The sequence below is a fragment of the Kolteria novifilia genome (genome assembly GCA_007748055.1).
Taxonomy (GTDB): domain Bacteria; phylum Planctomycetota; class Planctomycetia; order Kolteriales; family Kolteriaceae; genus Kolteria; species Kolteria novifilia.
The window spans coordinates 5757077-5780972 of sequence record CP036279.1 but is presented as its reverse complement, the minus strand read 5'-3'; the positions used below and the strand labels follow the sequence as shown (position 1 = coordinate 5780972).

Sequence of the window (23896 nt, the reverse complement as noted above, 5' to 3'; positions counted from 1 at the left end):
ACGAGACATCATAGGCTAATCTTCTGAGGTCCGTTGGTCAAGAGAATCCCGCCGTCATCCTGTCCCTCGACCCCTGTGGGAGTGGTCCGATGTCCCTCGCTCGTCCTCGAATTCCTTGCTCGCCCGCCACTTCCGTACGATTCGCTCCGCGGTGCTCAAACCTCGCGATCGCGGCCCTTGTCGCGATCTGGGCCGTCGCGGCTCTCGCCCATGCGGAGGAAAGGAGGCCTCCGCGCCTCGATCGAGATAACCTCCTCGTCTATCGCGATGACGCCGGGGAGGTTCAGCCGGTCGAGGAGACCAAGGACTGGCTCGAGCGGCGCTCGGCGGTTGTTGACGGCATGAGGGAACTCATGGGGCCGCTGCCGGGCGACGAGAAACGCTGTCCCCTGCACGTCAAGGTGCTTGAGGAGAAGGACGTTGGTCCCTACGTCCGTCGGTTGATCACCTACGCCTCGGAACCGGGCGGACGCGTGCCGGCATACTTGCTCGTTCCGAAGAAAGTGCTCGAGGGGAAGGTGAAAGCGCCCGCCGTGCTCTGTTTGCATCCGACCGATCACACCAACGGACATAAAGTCGTGGTCGGATTGGGCGGACGGGCCAATCGGCAATACGCGCAGGAGTTGGCCCAGCGCGGTTACGTCACGCTGTCGCCCTCCTATCCCATTCTCGCGAACTATGAGCCCGACATCGACGCCCTGGGCTACGAGAGCGGAACGATGAAGGCGATCTGGGACAACGTTCGCGGGATCGACTTGCTCGAGTCCTTGTCTTACGTCAAGCCGGGCGGGGTCGGCGTGATCGGCCACTCGCTGGGAGGCCACAACGCGGTCTACACCGCCGTTTTTGATGACCGGATCAAGGCGGTTGTCAGTAGTTGCGGGCTCGACTCCTACCTCGACTACTATGGCGGCAAGGAGGACCACTGGAAGGCCGGACGCGGCTGGACCCAGAAGCGGTACATTCCGAAACTCGCCGACTACCGCGGACGTCTCGAGGAGATTCCGTTCGATTTCCACGAAATGATAGGCGCTCTGGCCCCGAGACCATGCTTGATCAGCGCGCCGCTGCACGATTCCAACTTCCGAGCCGAGAGTGTCGATCGCATCGCGGACGCCGCGCGGCCGGTCTATGCTCTCTATGGAGCCTCCGAGTCCCTTCGGGTCATGCACCCCGACTGCGACCACGACTTTCCCCCCGAGACGCGCGAAGAAGCGTATCGCCTCTTCGACGATGTCCTGCGCTAGAACGTTTCCGAGGACGAAGAGCAACGAAGGCCAATGGAGAGAGCAACGATGCTGCGCCGTGATTGGATGATGACTTGCGCGCTTGCGCTGATGACCGCGCTGGGGTCCGCCCAGGCGGACGAGGAAAAGGGACTGCGGATCGCGACGTTCGAGGCCGACGCGACTCCTCCGCTGGGGGCGCCGTTGAGTGGTGGGGCCCGCAAGCCGGCGGTCGACATCACGACACCGCTCGCGGCCAAGGGGAACGTCCTTCTCGGCGCCGGCGAACCGATCGTCCTGTGCGCCGTCGACTGGATCGGGATTGGCAACGAGAGCTACGACCAGATGCGAAAGGCGATCGCCGAGGCGGTTGGTACGTCTCCGGACCGGGTGGCACTGCACACGCTGCATCAGCACGATGCTCCCGGGAGCGACTTCGCGGCCGAACGGCTTCTCGAGGAGCGGGGACTGGGGGGCAAGTACTCGCATCCCGAGTTCGACACGATCCTCATGAAACGGCTGGCGTCCGCCGCGAAGGGGGCGCTCGCAAGAGCCAAGCCGGTGACACACATGGGCTTGGGCAAGGGGAAAGTCGAGAAGGTCGCGTCGAATCGGCGCGTTCTCGGCCCCGATGGGAAGGTCGCGATCGTTCGCTGGAGCGCCTCGAAGAGCCCCGCGGCTCAGTCGGCTCCCGAGGGTTTGATCGACCCCTACGTCCACTTGATTTCGTTTTGGAATGACGAGGAACCGCTGGCGGTGCTCACCTACTACGCGACGCATCCGCAGAGTTACTATGGGCAGGGGAACGTCAACTGGGACTTCGTCGGCATCGCTCGCGAGCAGCGCGAAGAGGCGCTCGGTGGGCTCCCCCATCTCCACTTCGACGGGGCGGGTGGCAACGTGACCGCGGGCAAGTACAACGACGGCTCGCCCGAGCGACGGCCCATTCTCGCCGATCGGCTCGCCAAAGGGATGAAGGCGGCGTGGGATTCTCAGAAGAAACAGCCGCTAAAGGCGTCGGAGGTCGGTTGGAAGGTCGAGCCCGTCCGGCTACCACCGCGGGCGACGTTGAGTGAGGAATCCCTCCTTGAGAGTTTGGATGATCCCAAGATGGCGCTCAGTCGGCGGATACGCGCGGCCCGCGACCTGTCCTTTCTCCGTCGGATGCAAGGCGGTCATCGCATTCCGATCCAGTGCCTGCGGCTGGATGACGCGTATGTTCTACACCTTCCGGGAGAACTCTTCGTCGAGTATCAACTCGCCGCCCAACAGCGGCGCCCCGATGACTTTGTCGCGATGGCCGCATACGGTGACTACGGGCCGGGCTATATCGGAACCGAAGTTGCCTATACCCAAGGCGGATACGAGACCGGCATCGTCTCGCGCGTCGACCCCGGTGTCGAGGCGGTCTTGATGAAGGCCATCAAGAGCCTGCTCGATTCGAAGGGCGGCGACAAGATGAAGGACTGATCAACGGCTACTTGTCGGTCAGTTCAAAGTCGAAAACGTTCGTACCTTCCACCACGGTGGCGCTCAGGCCCGACGTCGACTCGCTCGAGTAGCGCGATGGGATCTTTGGGCCGGTCGCTTTCGCGGGCTTACCTGCCAAGTCCTCCGGCAAGAGATCGGCCGGTAGTTCGTCCGAGGCTTCGGTGATCATGATCCGGTGCTTGCCCAGCACGGCGCCGCTACCGAGAGACTGAGTCGTGAGGAAGTAGGTTCCCTCTGCGTTGGTTTCGGCGCTGGCGAAGGGTCCACCGTCCTCGGGAAGAAAGACGACGCTCGCGTTGGGAACGGGAGCGCCCTTGTAGACGATGCGTCCCTGGGTCTTGGCGATTTCCGGTCCGCTGCTGCCACAGCCGCTTGCGACGAGAACCATCGAAAGAGACGAGAGCGTGGTGGCGAGATAACGTTTCATCACATCCTCTGATTGCTTGAAACTCACTTGGTGCCTTGAAAGGCATGACGACCGCTGGGTAGGCGTCTTGTTCTCCCTGGCTGACAAGCAGCCAGTGGCACCCCTAAACTTAGTTGGACCAGTACATTAGTACCCTCCGGTGATCTCGTTGTTGGCCCGCGTCGCCATTCCCTTGAGAACCGTCAGGTCGGTGGAACTGCTGAGGTAGATGACCGAGCCGTCGCCCATGACGAACTGAGCTCCGTTGGAGTGCGGGCTACGGAAGGGTGTATTGTTGTACTCGAAGTTGCCGGTGTAACCGATGGGGAACTGGATGTACTTGTGATCAATCTGAAGCCATTCGGTTGGCGAGTAGTAGTAGCTGCCCCAGGTCCACGGCTGGATCCCGCCCCAACTCGTTCGGTCGGTGTTATTCCATCCCTCGTCGTTCGAGACTTCGCCAACCATCAGCGTCTTGGTCAAGCCGTCGGTGACGTCGCTTGCCCCGACATTGCCGATGGGAATCATGATCCCGGAGGTGGAGTGGTGTCGGGTCGCGTTGGACGAGCTTGAGTCGAAGCCGACATCGTTGGTGCCGGCAACGCCTCGGTAGTGCAAGACCGAGTGCTGATTGGCGTAGGTTGGACTGGTCAGCTTGGTGTTAATCGGTCCGACGGACGAGCTTGGGCAAATGTAGGGGGCGATGGGCCTGCTCCAAGTTTCGGTCGACCCGACCGCGGTGCGAATGGGGCCCAGTTGGGTGAAGGGGCTGGGAGAGAGTTCGTGAAGTTCATCGAAGAGGGCGCCGCGATCGAGGTAGGCGAGGACACGGCCTGGCCAACCAATGAGGTAGCTGGTGGAGACGGGGACGCCACCGGGGCCGCCGAGGGGGAACATGTTGTTGGCGTCATGGTAGTTGTGGAACGCGAGCCCGATCTGCTTGAGGTTGTTGGAGCACTGCATCCGGCGGGCCGCTTCCCGGGCCTGTTGCACGGCGGGGAGAAGCAGGCCGACCAAGACGCCAATGATGGCGATGACGACCAGAAGTTCGACGAGGGTGAAGGCTCGCGAGCGGCGACGTGCGGAAACGAACATTTCGGGCTCCTGAGGAAATTGGACGCGGAACGGAGAAAGCGAACAACGTGCCAAAGAGGGGCGACGGCGTCGATGTGTGCGCAAGTCCAATCGCGACACAGGCGCCAGCCCAAAATCATGTCACGTGACATCGTTCTGGGCGAGAAAAGGCGTGCGCGATTACTGGGCATCTCTGCTCGTCCTGGCGGATGCGGAAGCGATTCGTGGAACGATGAAGCCGCCGCGATGCCGTCTCGCTCGCGCTAGGTCATCCCTAGTAGGAATTGACGATCTCATTGTTGGCACGTGTTGCCATCGCCTTGAGCGTCGTTAGGTCGGTCGAGCTGCTCAGGTAGACCACCGAACCATCCCCCATCACAAACTGAGCGCCGTTGGCGTGCGAGCTTCGGAACGGTGTGTTGTTGGTCTCGAAGTTCCCCGTGTATCCGATCGGGAACTGGACGTACTTGTGGTCGACCTGGAGCCAGCCGTCGGAGTAGTAGTAGTGCCCCCAGGTCCAGGGCTCAATGCCACCCCAGCCGGTTTGGTCGGTCGAGTTCCATCCCTCGTCAGTCGACGTCTCTCCCAGCATCAGTGTTTTCGTGAGTCCGTCGGCGACGTCGCTGGCGCGAACGTTGCCCGTGGGGATCAGCATGCCCGCCGTCGAGTAGGAACGACTCGCTCCGCCAGTGCTGACGAAGTCAACGTCGTTGGTGCCGGCAACCCCGCGATAATGGAGCGTCGCGTGGAGATCGGCGTTCTGCAGCGTCAACTTCGAATTGACCGGCGAAATGGTCGAGCTGGGGCAGATGAATGTCGAAATCGGCCGGCTCCACATGCTGTCGGTGCCGTGGTGAGGCGCGGTGTCCAGGCGGATCGGATTGAGTTCCATGAAGGGGTTCGCCGAGAGTTCGTGCAATTGGTCGAACAGGGCGCCGCGATCGATCTCGGGGAGGATGCGGCCGGGCCAGCCGATGAGGTAGTGGCCGCTGGGAGGGTCGCCGCCAGGGCCACCCAGGGGGAACATTGTGTGCATGTCGTGATAGTTGTGAAATGCGAGTCCCAACTGTTTGAGGTTGTTGGAGCACTGGGCTCGTCGGGCGGCTTCGCGCGCTTGTTGTACCGCGGGCAGGAGCAAGCTGACCAGGACGCCGATGATGGCGATCACGACCAGGAGTTCGACGAGCGTGAAGGCCCGCGAGCGCGGGGAAGTCGAAACGACCATGGGAGGCTCCTCGGAAGAAAGACATGCGACAGAGCGCGTTTGGATGCGAACCATCTGTCGGAGAAGGGCCGTCGCGAGTGGCATGTGGTTGAATCCCATCGCGACACCGACGACTCTCGAAATGATGTCACGTGACATCGGTTTGTGCAAGAAGATTTCGCGCGATCGTTGATTTCGCCCGGCGATCGAACCCTCGCTCACCATCAGTAGCCCTCGACGATCTCGTTGTTGGCTCGCGTCGCCATCGCCTTGAGCGTCGCCAGGTCGGTTGAACTGCTCAAGTAGACCACCGAGCCGTCCCCCATCACGAACTGCGCGCCATTGGAGTGGGGGCTTCGGAAGGGGGTGTTGCTGTAGGCGAAGTCGCCCGTGTAGCCGATGGGGTACTGGATGTACTTGTGGTCGACTTGCAGCCAGCCAGTGGAGTAGTAGTAGCTTCCCCAGGTCCAGGGCTGGATGCCGCCCCAGCCATTCTGGTCGCCACTGTTCCACCCCTCGTCGGTCGAGGTCTCTCCCAGCATCAGGGTCTTGGTCAAGCCGTCGGAGACGTCGCTGGAGCGAACGCTGCCTTCGGGGATCATGATTCCGGCGGTGGAGAAGGCCCGCGTCGAGCCGCCGGCATCGTCGAAATCGACGTCGTTGGTGCCCGCGACACCTCGATAGTGGAGCGAGGAGTGTTGGTTGGCGTACGTGGGCGAGGTCAGCTTGGTGTTGATCGGAGCGATGGTGGAACTCGGACAGAGGAAGGTGGCGATGGGCCGGCTCCACATGCTGTCGGTCCCATTGCTGGGCGAGGTGTCATAGCGGATCGGGTTGATCTCGTTGAATGGATTGGGCGTCAGCTTGTGGAGCTCGTCGTAGAGGGCGCCGCGATCGATTTCGGGGAGGATGCGACCGGTCCAGCCGATGACGTAGTGGTTGGGGGCACCGGGAGGGGGGCCGCCGGGGCCTCCCAAGGGAAACATCGTGTGCATGTCGTGATAGTTGTGGAACGCCAATCCCAACTGCTTGAGATTGTTGGAGCACTGGGTACGTCGGGCGGCTTCGCGTGCTTGTTGCACCGCGGGCAGAAGCAAGCTGACCAGGACGCCGATAATGGCGATGACGACCAGGAGTTCGACGAGGGTGAAGGCTCGAACTGCGGGGCGTGACGAGGTGGCCATGTTGGGGACTCCTAGAAGATCGACGTGCGACGAAATCGAGAGGGTGCGAATCGCGTGCCAGAGTCGAGGGCCGATGTCCGGTCGTGGACGTAAGTCCAATAGGGGTACTGGCGAGCAATCAAGTGATTTCACGTGACATCATGTCGGTTGAGGGAAATGTGCGCCCCTGTTGTGCAGGCTTGCACGTTCCCGGACACGATCGCCGACGCCCCGTAGCGTGCGCTCCGGCGCCGAGCGTTCGGCCGGTTCGGCATGCGGCGCCGGGCGGATCGCGTTCGCTCATTCGCAGCGTCGGCGCGACCCCGTTCGGCTCGCGCCGCCCCGAACAATCGTTTGTGGACGCACGGAAGCCGGCGTTCGGTCGATAGACTCTTGTCCTAGGAACGAAAGCACTTGTGTCGGCGCGCCGCGAAGGGTAGCCTGTGGTCCTGCGTAATCGATCCCACATGAACCGATGTTTACCGAGAGCGAAGAGAACGCCGATGACTAGCGGAGCCGACCCGGCTGCGACGGACAACACCCCCGTATCGAACCTGGAATTGGAGCGCGCGTATCTGCGCGACTTGGAAGGCAAGCCGACGGGCCAACGGCTCTGGGGCTACGTCAAGCTTTCCGGCCCCGGGTGGCTCCAGAGCGCCCTGACCCTGGGTGGTGGTTCGCTCGCCTCGGGCCTCTATCTGGGAGTCATCGGCGGGACGTCGCTTCTTTGGGTTCAGCCAGTCGCGATGATTCTCGGCATCATCATGCTCTGCGCGATCGGCTACGTGACGCTCTCGACCGGCGAGCGCCCCTTCCGCGCGATCTGCCATCACATCAATCCGGTGCTCGGTTGGGGATGGCTCCTCGCGTCCTTGGCCGCCAACATGGTTTGGTGCTTGCCCCAGTATTCCTTGGCCACCGGCGTTTTGCAGCAGAACCTCTTCCCCGGCTTGCTCGGGGACGATGGCCCGCTGTCGCCCGTCGGCAGCAAGCTCGTCATCGTTTTCTGCGTTTTCATCATCACGACGGTGATCACCTGGAGCTACGGCAGCGGCCACTGGGGCGTGCGACTCTACGAATTGCTCCTAAAAATCCTCGTGGCGATGATCGTCGCGTGCTTCATCGGGGTCGTGGTGACGCTCGCGGTCTACAGCAGCGAGTTCAGTTGGGGGGCGGTCTTCGCCGGGTTCATTCCGAACCTCGGGTTGATCTCGAAGCCATCGCCCGAACTGGCCGCGATGCTCCAGTCGCTCTCGCCGCCGTCGCAGGCTTACTGGACCGGTCAGATCGTCAGCGCGCAGCGAGACATCATGATCTCGGCCGCCGCGACCGCCGTCGGCATCAACATGACCTTCCTGCTTCCCTACTCGATGCTCAGTCGGGGTTGGGGCCGCGAGCACCGCGGGCTGCAGATCTTCGACCTGAGCACCGGGATGTTCATCCCCTACATGCTGGCGACGAGCTGCGTGGTGATCGCCGCGGCGTCGAGTTTCCACAACCAGCCGCACGCGAGCGTCGCGGAGCTGATCGATAAGGCTCCTTCCGAGTGGCCCAAGTCCTACCTCTCGATGATGGAGAGCCGGGTCTACAGCGAGATGGGCGTGACCCCTTCCGCGATTCCCGAGGGAGAGGCGGAGAAGGTGCAAGCCGAGGTGGCTCAGCGCTTGGAGGCGATGCCTCTGGAGGAAAAGCAGTTGGCGGCGGCGCTGATGAAGCGCGACGCGGGCAATCTCTCGAAGTCGCTCGAACCCCTGATGGGCAAGTTTTGGGCCGACATCGTCTTTGGCGTCGGCGTGCTTGGGATGAGTCTCTCGACGATCTCGCTGCTGATGCTCATCTCCGGATTCGTCGTCTGTGAGGTACTCAATATTCCCTCGAGTGGATGGCCCTTCCGATTGGGGACACTGCTCGCGACGACCGGGGCGCTGGGACCGTTCGTCTGGGGAGACGCCAAGTTCTGGCTCGCGGTGCCGACGTCGGTCTTCGGCATGGTCCTGTTGCCGATCGCGTACATCACGTTCGTCTTGATGATGAACCAGCCTAGCTTGCTGGGCGATCAGATGCCGCGTGGGATGAAGCGGCTTTGGATCAACGCCGCGCTCTTCATTGCCGCGGGAATCGCGACCGCGACGAGCATCCCGACGATCTACGGCAAAGCGGGTTGGGTTGGCATCGGTGGGCTAGGGCTCTTCGTCTTGGCGATGATCGTGACGCATGTCATGCGAAAGCCGGTCGATTCCCCTCCGCAATCGGCGTGATTGGGGTCGAATGTAGGGCGATTTTAGCCTGATTTGAGTCCAAACGGGGGCGAATTCACTTGCTGGTGCCCCCGCGCGCATTGACAATAAATGTACGGGAGCGGGTCGACCGCTAATCGTCCAAGGCCGACCTGGCCTCCCTGGGGCGGAGCCTCCAGACAGACTAATCTTGCTCCTAGTTGGTGCTCCGCTCCGAAGTCTCTTGCTTCGAGGGGAGGGCACCACCATGTCACGTCAACCACACCAACCCATCGAAGTCGTGCAGAACGTCATCCAATTGCGGGAGAGACGTCAGCACGATGCCGAACGGCAACCAAGGCCGACCATCGCCATCAGCCGTGAATGCTACGCGCTCGGGGGCACGACGGGACGGCTCTTGGCCAACCAACTCGACTGGCCGATGTACGGCTACGAGATCATCGACGAAGTCGCCCGCGACATGGACGTCAATCGGCCGCTGGTCGACGGTCTCGACGAGGTCGGCTTCCGATGGGTCCGCTCCATCATGATGAGCCTGATGGGGGCACCCGATCAGACGAGCTTCGCGATCCATCTGCGTCGGGTCATCGCCGCGATCGCCCTGGAAGGCTATGCGGTCTTCCTCGGCCGCGGGGCGGCGGTGCTGTTGCCGCCGGAGCATTGCTTCCGGGTTCGCATTGTCGCCGACAAGCGCGTCCGGGTCCGCCGCTGCATGGAACGACTCGGACTCAGTCGCGGAGACGCCACTCGACATGTCGAGATAACCGACGACCAGCGTCGGGCGTTCGTGCGCGACTTCTTCAATGCCGATGTCACCGATCCTCATCGCTATGATCTGGTGATCAACACCGACAAGGTCGCCCCCGCGTCGGCCGCGGAGATGATCCTGGCGTTGGCGAAGGAACGTTGGCCGGTGATGGCCGAGGTCAAGGAGTTGGTCTCGCACACGTAGCCACGATGGCCGCTGGGGCGGGAATGACCGAACGCGGCACTCCGGCTTGATCGTCAACCCACGCCCATGGGGCTGCTCTGTCGGGGCAGTCCCACGAGGGCGAGGTCCAAGATCGGTCGTCCCTCTCCACCGGGCGGGCCCTCCTTCCTCCGGCCGCCCTCCCAGGAGAGGAGGAGGGCCACCAATTCCCGGTCCTCGCCTCGACGATGTCGTTTCGCGGACCGCGTCGGGCTAGATGTCCGCTGATTTAAAGGGGCCGTTCGTAGCCAGCATCGCATAGATCAACGGGATGCGCTAGTGTCCCGATGGGTCAATTCGTCGCCTAAAAGACTCTTGGGTGCCATGCCCAGGCTCGCCGTGGGCATGCGGAAAACGCCTATGATTGGGCAAACTTCCGCACGATCCGAGGGCCGAGATTCAATGTAGGGAACTTGCCAATCAGGACTCTAGATGTCCTCGTCGATGTAAACCTCGGTCCTGACACGCTTTTCTTTCGCTCCCCACCTGATCAGGTCGGCGGCGCCATTGATTTCCTTGAATCTCTTTTTGATGTAGCCGAGCTGCTTGGTGTTCAAGCCATCGACATCGGTCGCCTTGGCACTAAATCCGACCATTCGAAGCATATGGACGGTGACATTCTCCGAGACGAAGGCTTTAAGCAGTTCCCTTTCGAAGCCCATCGTCAGGGCGTCGGTCGCCAGACGCTTCGTCATGATCGGGAAGTACCTTCCCTCGCGGTAGAGTCCCGCCATCGCGGACTGGTAGAGTCCTGACTCGCCCTTCGCGTAGCGTTCGATGATGTCGCTGAGACGCGCCACGCGTCGCGAAAGAACCAGATCCGCCCCGTTCTGCAACCGCTGACCGATCTTGACGAGCGATGTTCGCAAGTTGGTCGTTCGCTTGGCCCCCGATGACTTCTCCACGCCGGCAACGGCCGATCCCGCCGACTGTCCCGGGCCGGCCATCGACGCCCCCAACAGAACTCGCTCGGCCTTCTTTTGGTTCTTCAGAGCCAGGTTCTTCCAATACGCCGACATTGCCAAGCCGCCGGGCAACGCGGTGAGTGCGAGCATGAACGCCTGCTCGGCCGCCACCTGAAAGAATGTCTTCTCCGCCTTCTCGGTCATCAGGGAAAGGACGCTCGTCCCGGCGGTGTTGGCCGCGAAGGCCATACTGTTTAGCCGATTGACCTCGCCATCGAAAAAACTGTTGATGAGAAGTTTCGCCCGCTCCAGGTCGGCCGTCGCCTGGCGAATCTTCTGTACCTCGGTTCCCACACCCATCTTGCCCTCTCCTCCTCAACGATTGCATTTTGTGAGTTGACTTGCGGGGCAGGCCAACGAACCCCGGTGACAAAAACGAGGTTGCCCTTCCGAGAGCTTCGCCTCGCATGGAGTGCTATCAGGAACGGGAACCCGATACGGACAAATGAACCAATCGCGGGGGCTTCTCGCTTCCCCAAGTTGCGCGATGTCCGAGTCCTATTGTCGCGAACGACCCTTTCTGGTATCTCCCCGCCACTCGCGTACCGATGGACGTTTTTCGGAGAGATCACCAATGCGTGAAATCTTTTGGCGCCTTGTTCGCTTCGGGGAGTTTGGAGTCTCGGTGTGCCTCACCGCTCTGCTCGTCGTGCTCTGCTTCGCGGTGCCTCTGACGTTCTGCGTCGAGCCCAGCGCCGAGTCGCAGATGGCGTCCAACGAGTCGAAAGAGGATCTCGATCCCGCCGAGAAGTTGCATCACGAGCATCGCAAGAAGGCCGAGGAGGCGATCCACTGGGTCGCCAATCTGCTGGCTCCGACCAAACAGACGACTCCCACGACGGATGAGTCCAAGGAGTCACTGGCGTCAACCGAGGAACCGACCGACGCGGGGGAGGACCCGTCGGGCGAGACTCACCCGGTTCACCGACTGGCGACGACGCTGACCGACCTTCTCTCACGCTAACGACGCCGTGCGGAGAGAAGACGGCTATCGGGTGATGAGGGATCGGTACAACGCGTCGTAGCGCTCGATCATCGCTTCGATGCGATAGCGACCTTCGACGACATCGCGGCCCGCTTCCCCAAACCGGATGGCCCGTTCGGGATCGGTGAGCCAATCTTCGATCGCGCGAGCAAGCGCCTCGGACGACTCGGTGGGCACCACCCATCCGGTCCGGCCCGCTTCGACGAGACGACGTATCCCCTCGACAGAGGTCGTGATGATGGGACGCCGGCAAGCCATCGCTTCCAGAACGACGTTCGGCATCCCCTCCCAACGCGACGCGAGCACAAAACAGTCTCCCGCGGCCATCCAATCGAGCGGGTTGGGTTGCCAGCCGACGAAGCGGACATCGTCGCCCAAGTCGTCGGCGTCCGCGACATAGCGTTCGCGATCGGGGCCATCTCCGACGATCACGGTCAGTGGCATCGGGATGGCCGCTCGCAAACGCAGCTTCCGCAACGCGTCGAGCAAGAGGTCGATGCCCTTCTGGTGATCGAGTCGGCCCACCGTGACCAACACGGGACGGCCCGAGGCGCCGAACGGCTCCAGGTCGACCGGCGTACGTCGATCGATCATGTTCAAGTCGACGCCGTTGGGAATGGTGAGCAACCGATTTCGCGGGATGCCGACGACCCGATGGGTGTGCTCGAGCACGTCGTCGCTAACGCAGACATGGGCCGAGGCCAGTCGGTGGGTCAAGCGGTCGAGCCACATGGGGGCCCGCTTGCGTTGTTCGGCGACGCGCACCCCGCTGACGATGACCGGAACCTTGGCCCACGTGCCGGCAAGTCGACCGAGGATGTTGGCGTGGACCAGGAAGGTTTGCAGCAACGCCGGCGGGCGCTCGCGTAGGAGCGTCGTCCAACGGCGAAGGGCGGCGGGAAGATCCCGGGTTCCACCCATTTCCAACGACTCGACCGGGATGTCGTGCCGGATCAGCTTACTGGCAAGCGGTCCGCATGGCTGCAAGGAGACAACCGACGGGGACCAGCGGCGCCGGTCCAATCGCGTCACCAATTCGGCGAGCATGCGTTCGGCGCCGCCGACATCGAGATCCGTGATGCCGAAGGCGATGGGAACAGAATCGGTCATGATGCTGTCCTCTTATACGTAAGAAGAGAGGGGAGGGCTCTCGAAACCTCTGGTCCGTCGGACCATTGCCCGACACGAGCTAGTTCTTCGTAGGTCAGGCCATTGCCTGACACGAGCCGCGGTGGACGTCGCTCATCGCGGCGAAGGAAACAACCATTCGGGCGGCCGGAGCGGTCCCCTCTAGTGAGTCTCCATGAAAGTCAGCGATTTCGACTACCATTTGCCTCCCGGGCTGATCGCGCAAAAGCCCGTCATCCCGCGCGATTCGTCGCGGCTTTTGGTCTTTCATCGAGAAACGGGGAAGATCGAGCATCGCCACTTCCGCGACCTCGGTGACTACCTCGACCCGGGCGATTGCCTGGTCATGAACGATACCCGCGTCGTCCCGGCCCGATTGCTGGGGGAGCGAACGAGCACCTCGGGCAGGTGCGAGGTCTTCTTCCTCCGCGAGGAGGGGGATGACTGGATCGTCCTGACCGGAACACGAGGCCGGTTGCAGCTTGGCGAAACGATCACCATTCCCGGCGAGCCGTCGTTGGTAATCCGCCTTGTCGAACGAGGCGAGGAGAAGACTTGGCGTGCGAAACCCGAGTCGGAGGAACGGACCTTCACGCTCTTGGAGCGATACGGCCACGTGCCCATTCCCCCCTATATCCGGGGTGGAGAGGACGAGCCGAGTGACCGGGAGACCTATCAGACGATCTTCGCCGCCCGCGCGGGTGCGGTCGCGGCCCCGACGGCGGGCTTGCACTTCACGAGCGAATTGGTGGAGGCCCTTCGGGATCGGGGAGTCCAGCAAGCCAACGTGACGCTCCACGTCGGACTGGGGACTTTCCTGCCCGTGAAGGTGGAGGAGACGAGCGAACACCAGATGCACGCGGAGTGGTGCGAACTTTCGTCGGCAACGGTGGAACGGCTTCGGCGAACGCGGGAAGAGGGCCGACGCGTCGTCGCGGTTGGAACAACGTCGGTCCGTGTCTTGGAGTCCTCTTGCCAGGAGGAGGGGACATGGAAATCATTTACGGGGGAGACGCGTCTATTCTTAACGCCGCCCCATGAGTTCGCCGGCGTCGACGCGATGATCACGAACTTTCATCTGCCGAAGAGCACGCTTCTCATGCTCGTGTCGGCGTTTGCGGGAATGGAATCGATCCAGAAAGTGTACCGAGAGGCCGTTCGCGAACGTTATCGATTCTACAGCTACGGCGACGCGATGCTGCTACTCTGAAGAGAGTGCCTCGCGCCTTGGTCGCTGACCAGCCAGGGCGAGCCAATCGCGACATCGTCGGCCGAGTGTTGGGGGATCGACAGCTTTGGGGTGTCGACTGAGCATGGCACTCGTCGAACCCGTTTCCGGGAGTGAAGGATTCGCCCATGAGCGCATCGACGACGCCGAGCGCCGGACCGTCGCCGGCTCCGCCCAAATCACCAGCTCGGCCCAAGTCCGCCGCGCGGAAACCCGCTTCGTCGACCTCGCGGAAGGAGGAGAAGACGTCTCCCTTTCTGGCGTGGCTTGCACGGCAGTTCAGCGAATCGCCCTTGCCGCTCGCCTTCTCAGCGCTGGTTCACGTCGCGATTCTCGCGCTGTTGGTCTGTTTCACGGTCGATATGGGACCGGGACGCAAGGCCGAGGAACGGCGCATGATGGTCCTCGATCCCTTGCTCGAGCTTCACAAGGACGTTGTCGAGGAGACGACTTGGACGATTGAGGAGATGAAGCCGTTGCGCGACGCCGGGGGCGGTCCGCTCAGTGCAACCACCGATCCCGTCGACGATCCGCTCGGAGCCGAGGATGGGGCGCTCGAATCGCTGACCGGATTGACCGCCGCGACCCAGGCCGACAGCGGAAGTCTGCTCGACTCGGCGGCCCAGGGAAAAGCCGACGGCGGTGCGATGTTCGAGGGCCTCGGTGGCGGCGGCAAGGGGAACGGCGCCGCCGACTTCTTCGGCACTCGCGTCAAAGCCAAACGTGTCATCTACGTCATCGATCGCTCCGCGAGCATGGTGACCGGCATGGGCGAAGTGACCGCGATGGATTGGGCCAAGAAGGAGCTCAAGAGCAGTCTCGACGAACTCGATCCCTCGATGGAGTTCCAAGTCATTTTCTACAATCAGGACCCCTCCCGGCTGACGCGCATCAAGCAGCATGGCCTGATCCCCGCGACCGACGTCATGATCGAACGCGCCAAGGAGGAGATCGACCGCGTCCCCGCCGAGGGGGGAACCGATCACGAGAAGGCGTTGCTCGATGCCCTCTCGCTCCGCCCCGACGCCATCTTCTTCCTCACCGACGCGGACCGTTCGGGGACGGGAACGCCGCTGGAGCGAATCATTACCTCCATCACGCGAAAGAACGCCCGCAACACTCGCGGGGGAAAGGTGCAGCCCGCGTCGATCCACGTCATTCAATTCCACGCCGACACCTTCGGCCGCCGGCCGAGCCGCGTGATCGAACGGCTCGCGCAGCGAAACAACGGCAAGTACCGCTTCATCGACCTGACGAAGGGAGTTCCCCATTGAGGTGGTGTCTGCTCCTTGTCCCGCTCGCCTTGTTCACCATCGCCTCTCCCGCCGACGCGCAAGACGTCGATCGAGCCGAGTTGGAGTCTCGCTTCATCGGAGCCCTTCAGCAACGGGGGCTCGACGATCTTCTCGGGGTTCACGCCACCCGGTTGCTCGCGTTGCCTTCGAATGATTCGTCCCTGGTTGGTCTCGAAACCGTTCTCGCCGAGGTCCTGACCCGACAGGGGACCCGGACGACCGATCCCAATCGGCGTAAGAGACTGTGGGAGCGCTCGGACAAGCTCTACGAGCAAGCGATCGGTCGGGACTCGGCGAAAGGGGACCAGGCGCTCAAGCTCTACGAGTGGTCGGGATTGGCTCTGCGCCGATCGGGTCTGATGTGGGATCTCTCGAAGGTCCTCGTTGACGACCCCGCCCCAGTGACCGCGGCGCGGGAGCAGGCCGAGCAAGCATTGAGACTCTTGCAGCAAGCCGGCGAGACGACCGAGTCGAGTTTGCTGGCGGGGGCGAAGGCCAGCGGGGAGCTCGATCGCGGCAAACTCCAAAGTCTCTCGGCGGCGATCCGGTTCCGACGAGGAGCGGCAAATCTCGCGCTCGCTCGCGCCACCGACGACGTGGCGGCGAAGCGGGCTGCCCTCGATGAGGTCGACAAGCAGCTCACGCCCTACGCGAAAGCTTTTGGGACCGAGCCGATCACGATGGAGAGCTTCCTCACGCTCGCCGAGGCGGCTTGGTTGCGTCATGACGCCGCGAGGGCTCTCGAGCTGCTCAAGCCTTTCGAGGGAAAGGCCGTTCCCGAGCCGATGCAGCAACGGGCGCGGCGCATGCGGGCCAAGCTTCTGCTCGAGGCGAGCCGACCGGCCGAGGCGATCGCGCTGCTGCGATCTTCCTCCGCGTCGAAGCTGGCCGGACCGGAAGAGGGACTCGTCCTCTTCGAGGCGCTTCTGGCCCAAGCGGCCCGAGTGCGAGCGTCCAACCCGAACGTCGCGGCCGAACTTCAGGACGAATCGCTCGCGATCCTCGACGATCTGGAGGTGTCGTACGGTGGATACTGGGCCCGGCGCGGCGAGCAGATCCTCGCGCGGCTCGGTACGCTCGATGAGGACGAGACCAACTTGACCCTCTTGCGACGCGTCGCTCGAATCCTCGAACGCCAGAAAGAGTACGAGAAGGCCCTCGCGACCTACGACCGGGCGGCACGTCAAGCGGCCACCACCGACAATCAAGTCCTCGCGGTGGAGATGGCGCAGCGCGCCGGCGCCCTACGCTTCGAACTGGGTGAGTACGCGGACGCCGCCAAGCGGCTCCGGCGACTGGCCGCGAGTCACCCGAGTCACGCCCAGGCTCCCAAGTCGCTTCTGACGGCGGCCTACTCCTTGGCACGGCTCTACGGCAAGGAAAGTGACGATCGCATCCTCGAGCAATACGAGAGCGTTCTCCGCGAGCATCAGCGGCGCTATCCCAACGACGAGACCGCTTCGGAGGTTCGGTGGTTGCTCGGGGAACTCGCCGAACGTCGGAAGAACTGGCCGGACGCGATCGCGCAGTATCGCGGCGTTTCCGCTTCCCATACACGGTTTCCCAAGGCAGTGACGGCGTTGGCGTCGATCTATCACGATCAACTGCTCGGCGCGAATAGCGATGCGTCCCAAGCCACCGCGAGACGCGAGGCGGCCGCGGTGCTCGAAGGGTTGCTCGATCAGCCCCCGGCGGGAAGTGGCTCCTCGGCGATCGCTCGCTATGTGCTGGCGCGGCTTTGGAGCAGTCCGGGACTCGATCGCGACGCCGATGCCATCGCACTGCTCGGTGTACTGACGCGAGACCCGAAGCTGCCTGACGCGATCAAGGGGCGAACCTGGGACGCGCTCTTGCGGCTCCATCTCCGCCGGGGGGAGACCGAGCAAGCGATCGCGCTGGTGGAGAAGGGCTTTCCCGACGGCGACGCCGTGCTGCTTCGGACGGTCTCGCGGATCGACCCGCTGGAGGTTTCGTTGTCGACGCGAGAACGGGCGGCGCAAGCGGGACTCGTCAAGGCGGTCGCGAAGCGGATGCTGGCTCGGCCGGAGGAGCTCTCGCGGAACAACCTCTTCAACCTGCGGCTTCTGCTCGCCCGGGCCTACGTCGCCGACGGTTCCCAGGAGCAAGCTCGGCGGTTGCTCAAGCGGCTCGCGGCCGACTCGCCCAACGATCCCCGGATCGCGATGACGATGGCTCGCAACGAACTCGCCGCCAGCGACCCCACCGAGGCGCTAAAGCTGCTCTCCGCGCTTCGCGATCGGCTCAAGCGTGGCGGCGACGCTTGGTTCGAAGCGGTCTATTTTACGATCGAGTGCTATCGCGCTCTCGGCCAGACCGAGAAAGCCGCCAAGTGGCTCGCGATCATCCAGCAGCTCTACCCCGGCTTCGGCGGCGGTAAGTGGAAAGAGCCCTACGAACGGCTTATCAAGGAACTCGCCCCGTAGGGTAGCCCGTTGCGTGCCGATCCGTTCTAAGCGTACAGCCGGGCAAGACCCGTGTCAGGCAATGGCCGGACCTACGGGAGAGGGAGCATCTGGACGGGCGAAGACTATGCGTCGCCGGGCAAGGGGGCGTCGGGATGTACCAGGCCCTGGGAGCGAAGCTCTTGCCAGAAGGCGGCCGGGGGTACGGCTTGAAGGGCTTCGAGATCCTCGGCGATCCGGCTCGGCTTGCTGGCACCGGGGATGACCGCGACCACCACCGGACTTGCGAGCACGAAGTGCAGGCCGGCCGACTTCATGCTCACCCCATGACGATCGGCGATCGCTTTGATGTCGGCGACCTTCCGCAAGATCTCCGGCGGGGCGGGAGCGTACTCGAAGTTGGGGCCGCCGACAAGGGCTCCGGAGCTGTAGGCCCCGCCCACGACGACGCTCAAGCCTTGCTTGGTGACCTCGGGCATGACTCGCTGCAGGGCCTTGTCGTGGTCCAGCAGCGTATAGCGACCGGCAAGCAGGAATCCATCGGGACGCGGGGCGTCGAGGTCCAGGATCAGCTCGATCGGTTCGACGCGATTGACCCCCAGTCCCCACGCCTTGATGACCCCTTCGTCGCGCAGGCGATCGAGTGCCTTGAAGGCTCCCTTGCGGGCATTCTCGAAGACGCCGAGCCATTCGTCGCCATAGGCGTCCTGGGCGACATCGTGAACCCAAATGATGTCGATCCGATCGGTTTCGAGCCGCTTGAGGCTCTCCTCGATCGACCGCAGCGTGGCGCTTTCGGAGTAGTCGTTGGCGATCTTGTTGGGGCGGCCATGTTCGTACAAGCCGGTCTTCTCGCCCAGGTCGCGGGTGGTGGGATCCTCGACTTCATCGAGGATGATCTTGCCGACCTTGGTGCTGATGACGAACTCCTCGCGGGGGTACCGCGAGAGGACTTCCCCGAGCCGAATCTCGGCCAAGCCGGCCCCGTAGAGCGGGGCGACATCGAAGTAACGGATCCCGCTCTTCCAAGCCGCTTCGATGGTCGCGACCGCCTCCTCGTCGGGGATATTCCGGTAGAGATTGCCAAGCGGCGCCGATCCAAACCCCAGGTTTCCGGAAAGAACGTCGCCGAGATGCACGGTGCTCTCCTTCGCGTCGGTGGTGTTGAGTTCGTTGGGGTGATTCGTTCTCCAACAATCTTCCTACGGCGCTTCCTCGTACGCTTCCCGTTCAAAGGGGTTGTCGAAGTAGGCGTGGCCGCCGCGGAAGTAGATGATCACCGAGAGCAATAGGTAGACGGGGATGAAGAACGGACCCCAACGTTCGTACTGGCGGACGTGGACGAGTTCGTGTTCGCGGCAGAAATCGAGGGCTTCGGGAGAGCGGCCGATGACGACATGTCCGAGGGTCATCCCGGAAACACCTCCGGGAAGTGGCGTGCAGTGTTTGAGCATCCACGTCACGGCGCCGCCCCAGAACTCGAGGATGATCGACCGACGCCGGCAGCCCCCACCGGTCGCGAGCGCCAACAGCCCGAAGGTCAGCCCGACCAAGGTGCCGGGCAGGACCCAGAGGATCAAGAGACAGCGTCTGAGAGCCGCGGCGATCACGACAGTGCGGAGCTTGCGGCCGAGAGGTACTCGCGAAACTGCTCCTTGAAATCCTTCCTGCCCGACGCGTCCGCCTTCTCGATGCCAAGCTCGGCCAAGTCGTGGGCCGCCTGGTTGGCGCCCCGGCTCAGCAGATGTTCGATCTCGCTGGAGAGACGATCGAAGTTGTCCGGCTCCGCGTCGACGACTTGCTTGAGCAGTTCGCTGGCTTCCTTCTCGTTGTCGTTGGCGACCGCAATCCGGGCCCGCAGGGCGAGGAAATCGACCTTGTTGTTTCCGCCGTGATGCTCCTCGTCGGCCTCCTGCCCCCTAAGGGCGAACGCGGCCGCCTCGTCGGGGCGCGACCGTTCGAGGCGATCGGTGATCAACCGACGAAAGAGAGGGACGGTCTCCGCCTTGGCGGCGAGGCTCTCGCGGGCGACCATCTCCTCGGCGAAGATGAGGGCCATTTGCGGCGAATCGAGCGAGTTGGCGGTGCGGTAGGCGCCCTGGAGATCCTCGTCGGAGAGCTCTGCCGGAACGAGGTCGGCTAGTTGCTTCGCCGAGAGGGCCGAGACATCTTCGGGGTTCTCTTCGTCGAGCGTGATGTCCGACGGGAGCCCCAGCTTGTTGCGAAGCCGGTCGAAGGAGTACCCGACTTCGTAACGTTCGTAGTTGCGTTCGCGGAAGCGGATGACGCCTTCGAGCTTCGCGTGAAGCTTCTCGCTCGCGGCGGCGTCGATGGGGCTGAGCCCGCCGAGCGCCTTGAGCGGACGGTGAATCCAGTCCACTTCGAAGTAGTGCTTCACCGACTCGAAAGCCCGCTTGCGCTGCTCCTCGGGACTCGAACTGGTCTCGTGGAAGATGAGAAACGGCTCGGCGTCGAGGGTTTGCAAACTGCCGGGGCGGGTCAATTCCTCCGCGTAGTGGACCGTGTCGAAAAGGGCTTCCTCGAACTGGTCGCGAACGCGGCGCAGGTTCGACTCGGTGGTGGCGACGATATGGACTTCGCCGGGGATGATGAAGACCTGGGCGAGTTGCTTGGGCGGGCCGCCGACAAGCGGAACATCGGACGGTTCCTGATCGACCTCGCGGTCCATCCAGTGCAGGGAGTGATGCCCCTCGGGGGACTTGACGACCACCGTGCACTTGACCTTCTGGAGCAACTCGAAGAAGGCTTCCGGTTCGGGCACGCGGTAAGTCACCACGTGATGGATGTTGTCGGAGACCTCCTCGGCGCCGGCCCCGACGCGGAGGATTTCGCCCAAGTGCCAGGCATCCGCGGCGAGTTCGCGATCGGTTTCCAGGCTTGCGTAGTGATCGAGAGCTTCAATCGCCTCGAGGTTCCGGCCGAGCCAAGCGCGGACGAGGGCGAGGTTGTACCACGCCGCGCGGTCGAACTTGTCGTCCTCGGCCAAGAACGCGTAGGTCGTCGCCAACTCGTCGAGGTTGGCGTCGCGATCGAGCTTGAGGGCCGCGTCCCACTTTTCGCGCCGCTCCTCGTTGAAGACCGAGAGTTCATCGGGGGAGCGTAACATCAGCCCCGTTCGCGCCGCCTTGGGTAGGAGGTTGTTCGAGCGAATGAACTTCTCGATGAACTCGAGCGCCCCCTCGTTGTCGGGCTGGATCTTCAGGGCTTGCTGCCAACTCGCCCATGCGGCGAGCGGACGGCCTTGGAAGTTGTGACAGGTCCCGATCTTCAAGTGACAACGAAGCAGATGATCGGTCGCTTCCGGCGGATAGTGTCCCAGGGCGTCGCGAAAACCATCCAGCGCTTCGTCGAAGACGTCGCCGGAGAGAAAAATCTCCGCGCGCGTCTCGTAGGGGAGACCATACTCGGGGTAGGTCGCGATCGTCTGGTCGGCGATCTCGATCGCCGGATCGATCTTCTCGAAGCTTGCTTCGACCTGGGAATGAAGGCACGAGGCGTACATGTGGACGCATTCGGGACGCCCGTCGTTATCGCAAGCGAGCTTCTCGACATCGCGTAAGGCTTGGTCTTCCTGGCGTCCGCGCACATGGTTGACCAGGCGTTCGACCTCCTGATCGACTTTCGCGAAACACCATTTGACCTTCTTGCCGGTCCCGCAGGGACACTGGGCATACGGATCGAGCCCCATGGACGTCCTTTCCTTTCGGCGCTGTCGGTCCTCGCGTGCTTCCCGGGCTGGCGGCTAGGGAAGAGTGGAGGAATCGGCCCGAACGAGTCGGGTGAACGTTGCTGACTGTCAGCCGGTGAACAAGCCCCGTGGGTCGCATCCCGCGGGATCGTGACTAGGTGAATTCCTGCTGCCCCGCCCGACAGCGACTTCTCGCTCGAGAGAAACGCTGGTTTCGCTCGTGAATGCCTCTTCATGGTCGCGACGGCAAGTGCCAGGTCGAAAGCCTGGCTCGTTGGACCATCCGCCAAGCGACCACCTTCGCGAGATAGCCTAGTTTAGTCAGCCGAGGGCAGACCGGACAGATGATCGGCAACGTTCATGGTACGAACCTTGAAGCCGTCGCCACGCCATTCGATGACGTTGTAGCCGGCGTTGTTTTGGGTAAGCTTGCGGGCGAAGCGTAGCGGAATCTTCATCCACTCGGCCAGGAGGACGCGATTGACCACGTTGTGGCCGACAACGACGATCGTTTGCTCCGGGTGGGACTGGGCGATGCTGGCGAGCGCCGGCAAGGTGCGATCGCAGACGTTTCGCATGTTCTCCCCACCCAGGTAGCTATTGTTCTCGGCGTCGGCGAGGAACGCCTCGTGCTCCTTGGGCCACCGCTTCGAAATCTCGACCCACGAGAGCCCCTCCCAGTCGCCCAAGTCGGCCTCCCGAAAGTCGGGGATAGGCGTCACCTCGTGCCCGTGCGGTTTCGCGACCGCCTCGGCGGTTTCGCGCGCACGGCGAAGCGGACTCGCGTAGACCGCGGCGATCGACCGGTCCGCGAGGGCGTTGCCGAGGGCTTCGGCCTGGAGGCGTCCCTCGTCGCTGATGGGAGCATCGATGCCGCTGCCCTGGAGCGTGGGCGGTTGCCGCATGTTGTTGTCCGTCGCGGCATGACGGGCGAGAAGAATGACAGTGCGCATCAGCCGAGCGACTCTCCTGTTTCGGACCGTTGGGATCGATGGCGGGCCAGCGAGACGGCGACACTCATCGCTTCGAAGAAACTTGCCGTATCGGGGGCACCGCGCCCGACGAGGTCGTACGCCGTTCCGTGAGCGACACTCGTTCGAACGATGGGCAGACCGACCGTGATATTGACCGCCTCGCGCCAGCCCAACACTTTTAGGGCGATATGGCCCTGGTCGTGGTACATCGCGACGACGCCGTCGTAGTAGCCTTCCGAGGCGGCGGCCATCAAGGTGTCGGCGGGGAGGGGGCCGACGACGTTGATCTCCTCCGCGCGGGCCGCGTCGACCGCGGGCTTGATGATCGTCGTCTCCTCATCGCCGAAGATCCCACCGTCACCGGCGTGGGGATTGAGGGCGACGACACCTAATCGGGGTTGGGCGATGTCGAGGGAGCGCATCATCCGGTCGAGCAACCGGATCTTTTCGAGGACCGCCGGGGTGCTTAGTCGGGCGAAGACGTCCCGCAGCGCGGTATGGAGCGTGACATGAACGACCCCGAGGCCGAGGCGGTAGAGCATCATCGCGAAGTGCTCGGTCCCGGTCCGCTCCGCCAAGATCTCCGTATGGCCCGGGTAGTTCAGCCCCGCCGCGTGGAGCCCTTCCTTGTTGAGCGGCATCGTCAGGATCGCGTCGATCTTCCCGGCGAGCGCCAAGTCGGTGGCGGCGATGAGATAGTCGTGGGCCGCTTGGCCGGCGGCGGCATGGACGCGTCCCCGCTCCAGATCCGCGACCGGGACCGTTTCCGGCTCGAGGCAGGGGATCGTCGTCGCCGAGGCGATCGCGCTTTCGACGTTACCGATCGCCACGACGTTGAGGCCGAAGGGGGCCGCGAGCTGGCGCAGCATTGCCACGCTCCCGACGACGAAGGGACGGCAAGGGCAACGGTCTTGAATTTCGGGCCAGGTCGCGACGATCAAGTCGGGACCGATTCCGGCTGCATCCCCCATGGTGATCGCGATGGTTGGCGTCATGCTGTTCATGCCGAGATTGTACGAATCCCGCCAGGCGTGGAGATCGAGTCGCGGTGGCGTGTGATCGTCTCGTTGGGTGGTCCCGTATAGGTCAGGCTATTGCCTGACGGGAGTTGACTTGACATCGGAGAAGCCTCCCATCGCTTGTCCGGGGGGCCTCGGTTGCTTGTCCACCGAGGTGGCGCCTAAGTTTCCCCTCCCCCCGTGGGATAGACTGCCAACTGTTCCCCTCTCCCACTGGGAGAGACAGCCAACTGTTCCCCCTCTCCCTTTGGGAGAGGGGATAGGGGTGAGGGGGTTCGTCTTCGCGAATCACCCTTAACTGTCCGAGCCGGAATCTCCCTCACCCGGCTCACGACGTTCGCCGACCTCTCCCCAAGGAGAGGTGAGGAGAACCTGGCATCTAGAGATAGACGCACGACT

At 63.1% G+C, this 23896-nt stretch carries 19 protein-coding genes; 8 read left to right on the top strand and 11 right to left on the bottom strand.

Annotation, left to right across the window (positions count from 1 at the left end):
- Positions 1 to 89: 89 nt before the first annotated feature.
- On the top strand, positions 90 to 1247 hold the full coding sequence (locus tag Pan216_RS21250; protein WP_145261144.1) for an alpha/beta hydrolase family protein: 1158 nt from the start codon (positions 90 to 92) through the stop codon (positions 1245 to 1247).
- Between the two features lie 48 nt (positions 1248 to 1295).
- Entirely contained in the window at positions 1296 to 2696 is a 1401-nt protein-coding gene (locus Pan216_RS21245; RefSeq protein ID WP_419192812.1) for a hypothetical protein, read from the top strand.
- A gap of 7 nt (positions 2697 to 2703) precedes the next feature.
- Here the strand turns inward: Pan216_RS21245 and Pan216_RS21240 are convergent, their stop codons facing one another.
- The 4 genes from Pan216_RS21240 to Pan216_RS21225 all read right to left on the bottom strand — a co-directional run bounded on the left by Pan216_RS21240 (position 2704) and on the right by Pan216_RS21225 (position 6585).
- Positions 2704 to 3144, bottom strand: a complete 441-nt coding sequence (locus Pan216_RS21240; protein WP_145261142.1) for a carboxypeptidase-like regulatory domain-containing protein — start codon at positions 3142 to 3144, stop codon at positions 2704 to 2706.
- Positions 3145 to 3270: 126 nt separating this feature from the next.
- Positions 3271 to 4218, bottom strand: coding sequence for a DUF1559 domain-containing protein (locus tag Pan216_RS21235; protein WP_145264234.1), 948 nt, complete (start codon positions 4216 to 4218; stop codon positions 3271 to 3273).
- 253 nt (positions 4219 to 4471) lie between these two features.
- Complete coding sequence (locus Pan216_RS21230) at positions 4472 to 5422, bottom strand: DUF1559 domain-containing protein (RefSeq protein WP_419192811.1); 951 nt, start codon at positions 5420 to 5422, stop codon at positions 4472 to 4474.
- Positions 5423 to 5625: 203 nt separating this feature from the next.
- Positions 5626 to 6585, bottom strand: coding sequence for a DUF1559 domain-containing protein (locus tag Pan216_RS21225; RefSeq protein WP_145264231.1), 960 nt, complete (start codon positions 6583 to 6585; stop codon positions 5626 to 5628).
- Between the two features lie 482 nt (positions 6586 to 7067).
- Here Pan216_RS21225 and Pan216_RS21220 point away from each other — a divergent pair, with 482 nt between their 5' ends.
- Both Pan216_RS21220 and Pan216_RS21215 read left to right on the top strand, forming a co-directional pair.
- Positions 7068 to 8822: a divalent metal cation transporter gene (locus tag Pan216_RS21220; protein WP_145261139.1), complete on the top strand. Its 1755-nt coding sequence runs from the start codon at positions 7068 to 7070 to the stop codon at positions 8820 to 8822.
- A gap of 226 nt (positions 8823 to 9048) precedes the next feature.
- Positions 9049 to 9753 carry a cytidylate kinase-like family protein gene (locus Pan216_RS21215; RefSeq protein WP_145261137.1) on the top strand — a complete coding sequence of 235 codons (705 nt, stop codon included), beginning with the start codon at positions 9049 to 9051 and terminating at the stop codon, positions 9751 to 9753.
- Between the two features lie 446 nt (positions 9754 to 10199).
- On the opposite strand, the gene Pan216_RS21210 is transcribed toward Pan216_RS21215, so the two are convergent.
- Positions 10200 to 11036, bottom strand: a complete 837-nt coding sequence (locus tag Pan216_RS21210) for a hypothetical protein (RefSeq protein WP_145261135.1) — start codon at positions 11034 to 11036, stop codon at positions 10200 to 10202.
- A 274-nt stretch (positions 11037 to 11310) separates the two neighbouring features.
- Here Pan216_RS21210 and Pan216_RS21205 point away from each other — a divergent pair, with 274 nt between their 5' ends.
- Positions 11311 to 11700, top strand: coding sequence for a hypothetical protein (locus tag Pan216_RS21205; RefSeq protein WP_145261133.1), 390 nt, complete (start codon positions 11311 to 11313; stop codon positions 11698 to 11700).
- A gap of 24 nt (positions 11701 to 11724) precedes the next feature.
- Here the strand turns inward: Pan216_RS21205 and Pan216_RS21200 are convergent, their stop codons facing one another.
- Positions 11725 to 12831: a glycosyltransferase gene (locus Pan216_RS21200; protein WP_145261131.1), complete on the bottom strand. Its 1107-nt coding sequence runs from the start codon at positions 12829 to 12831 to the stop codon at positions 11725 to 11727.
- Between the two features lie 193 nt (positions 12832 to 13024).
- Here Pan216_RS21200 and queA point away from each other — a divergent pair, with 193 nt between their 5' ends.
- From queA to Pan216_RS21185, 3 genes are all read left to right on the top strand, one after another.
- A complete protein-coding gene (gene queA, locus Pan216_RS21195) occupies positions 13025 to 14059 on the top strand; it encodes a tRNA preQ1(34) S-adenosylmethionine ribosyltransferase-isomerase QueA (protein ID WP_145261129.1) in 1035 nt (344 codons plus the stop codon).
- Positions 14060 to 14205: 146 nt separating this feature from the next.
- Positions 14206 to 15351 (top strand): vWA domain-containing protein, encoded by a 1146-nt coding sequence (locus tag Pan216_RS21190; RefSeq protein WP_145261127.1) that lies wholly within the window; start codon positions 14206 to 14208, stop codon positions 15349 to 15351.
- Positions 15348 to 17816 carry a tetratricopeptide repeat protein gene (locus Pan216_RS21185; RefSeq protein WP_145261125.1) on the top strand — a complete coding sequence of 823 codons (2469 nt, stop codon included), beginning with the start codon at positions 15348 to 15350 and terminating at the stop codon, positions 17814 to 17816. Before Pan216_RS21190 ends, Pan216_RS21185 begins: the two co-directional genes overlap by 4 nt.
- Positions 17817 to 17920: 104 nt before the next feature.
- Here the strand turns inward: Pan216_RS21185 and Pan216_RS21180 are convergent, their stop codons facing one another.
- From Pan216_RS21180 to pdxA, 5 genes are all read right to left on the bottom strand, one after another.
- Complete coding sequence (locus tag Pan216_RS21180) at positions 17921 to 18934, bottom strand: aldo/keto reductase (RefSeq protein ID WP_145261123.1); 1014 nt, start codon at positions 18932 to 18934, stop codon at positions 17921 to 17923.
- Positions 18935 to 18997: 63 nt separating this feature from the next.
- Positions 18998 to 19405, bottom strand: coding sequence for a hypothetical protein (locus Pan216_RS21175; protein WP_419192810.1), 408 nt, complete (start codon positions 19403 to 19405; stop codon positions 18998 to 19000).
- Positions 19402 to 21504, bottom strand: coding sequence for a tetratricopeptide repeat protein (locus Pan216_RS21170; protein WP_145261121.1), 2103 nt, complete (start codon positions 21502 to 21504; stop codon positions 19402 to 19404). Before Pan216_RS21170 ends, Pan216_RS21175 begins: the two co-directional genes overlap by 4 nt.
- 317 nt (positions 21505 to 21821) lie before the next feature.
- Entirely contained in the window at positions 21822 to 22457 is a 636-nt protein-coding gene (locus Pan216_RS21165) for a histidine phosphatase family protein (protein WP_145261119.1), read from the bottom strand.
- Positions 22457 to 23482 carry a 4-hydroxythreonine-4-phosphate dehydrogenase PdxA gene (gene pdxA, locus Pan216_RS21160; RefSeq protein WP_145261118.1) on the bottom strand — a complete coding sequence of 342 codons (1026 nt, stop codon included), beginning with the start codon at positions 23480 to 23482 and terminating at the stop codon, positions 22457 to 22459. The genes Pan216_RS21165 and pdxA overlap by 1 nt, the downstream gene beginning before the upstream one ends.
- Positions 23483 to 23896: the final 414 nt, after the last annotated feature.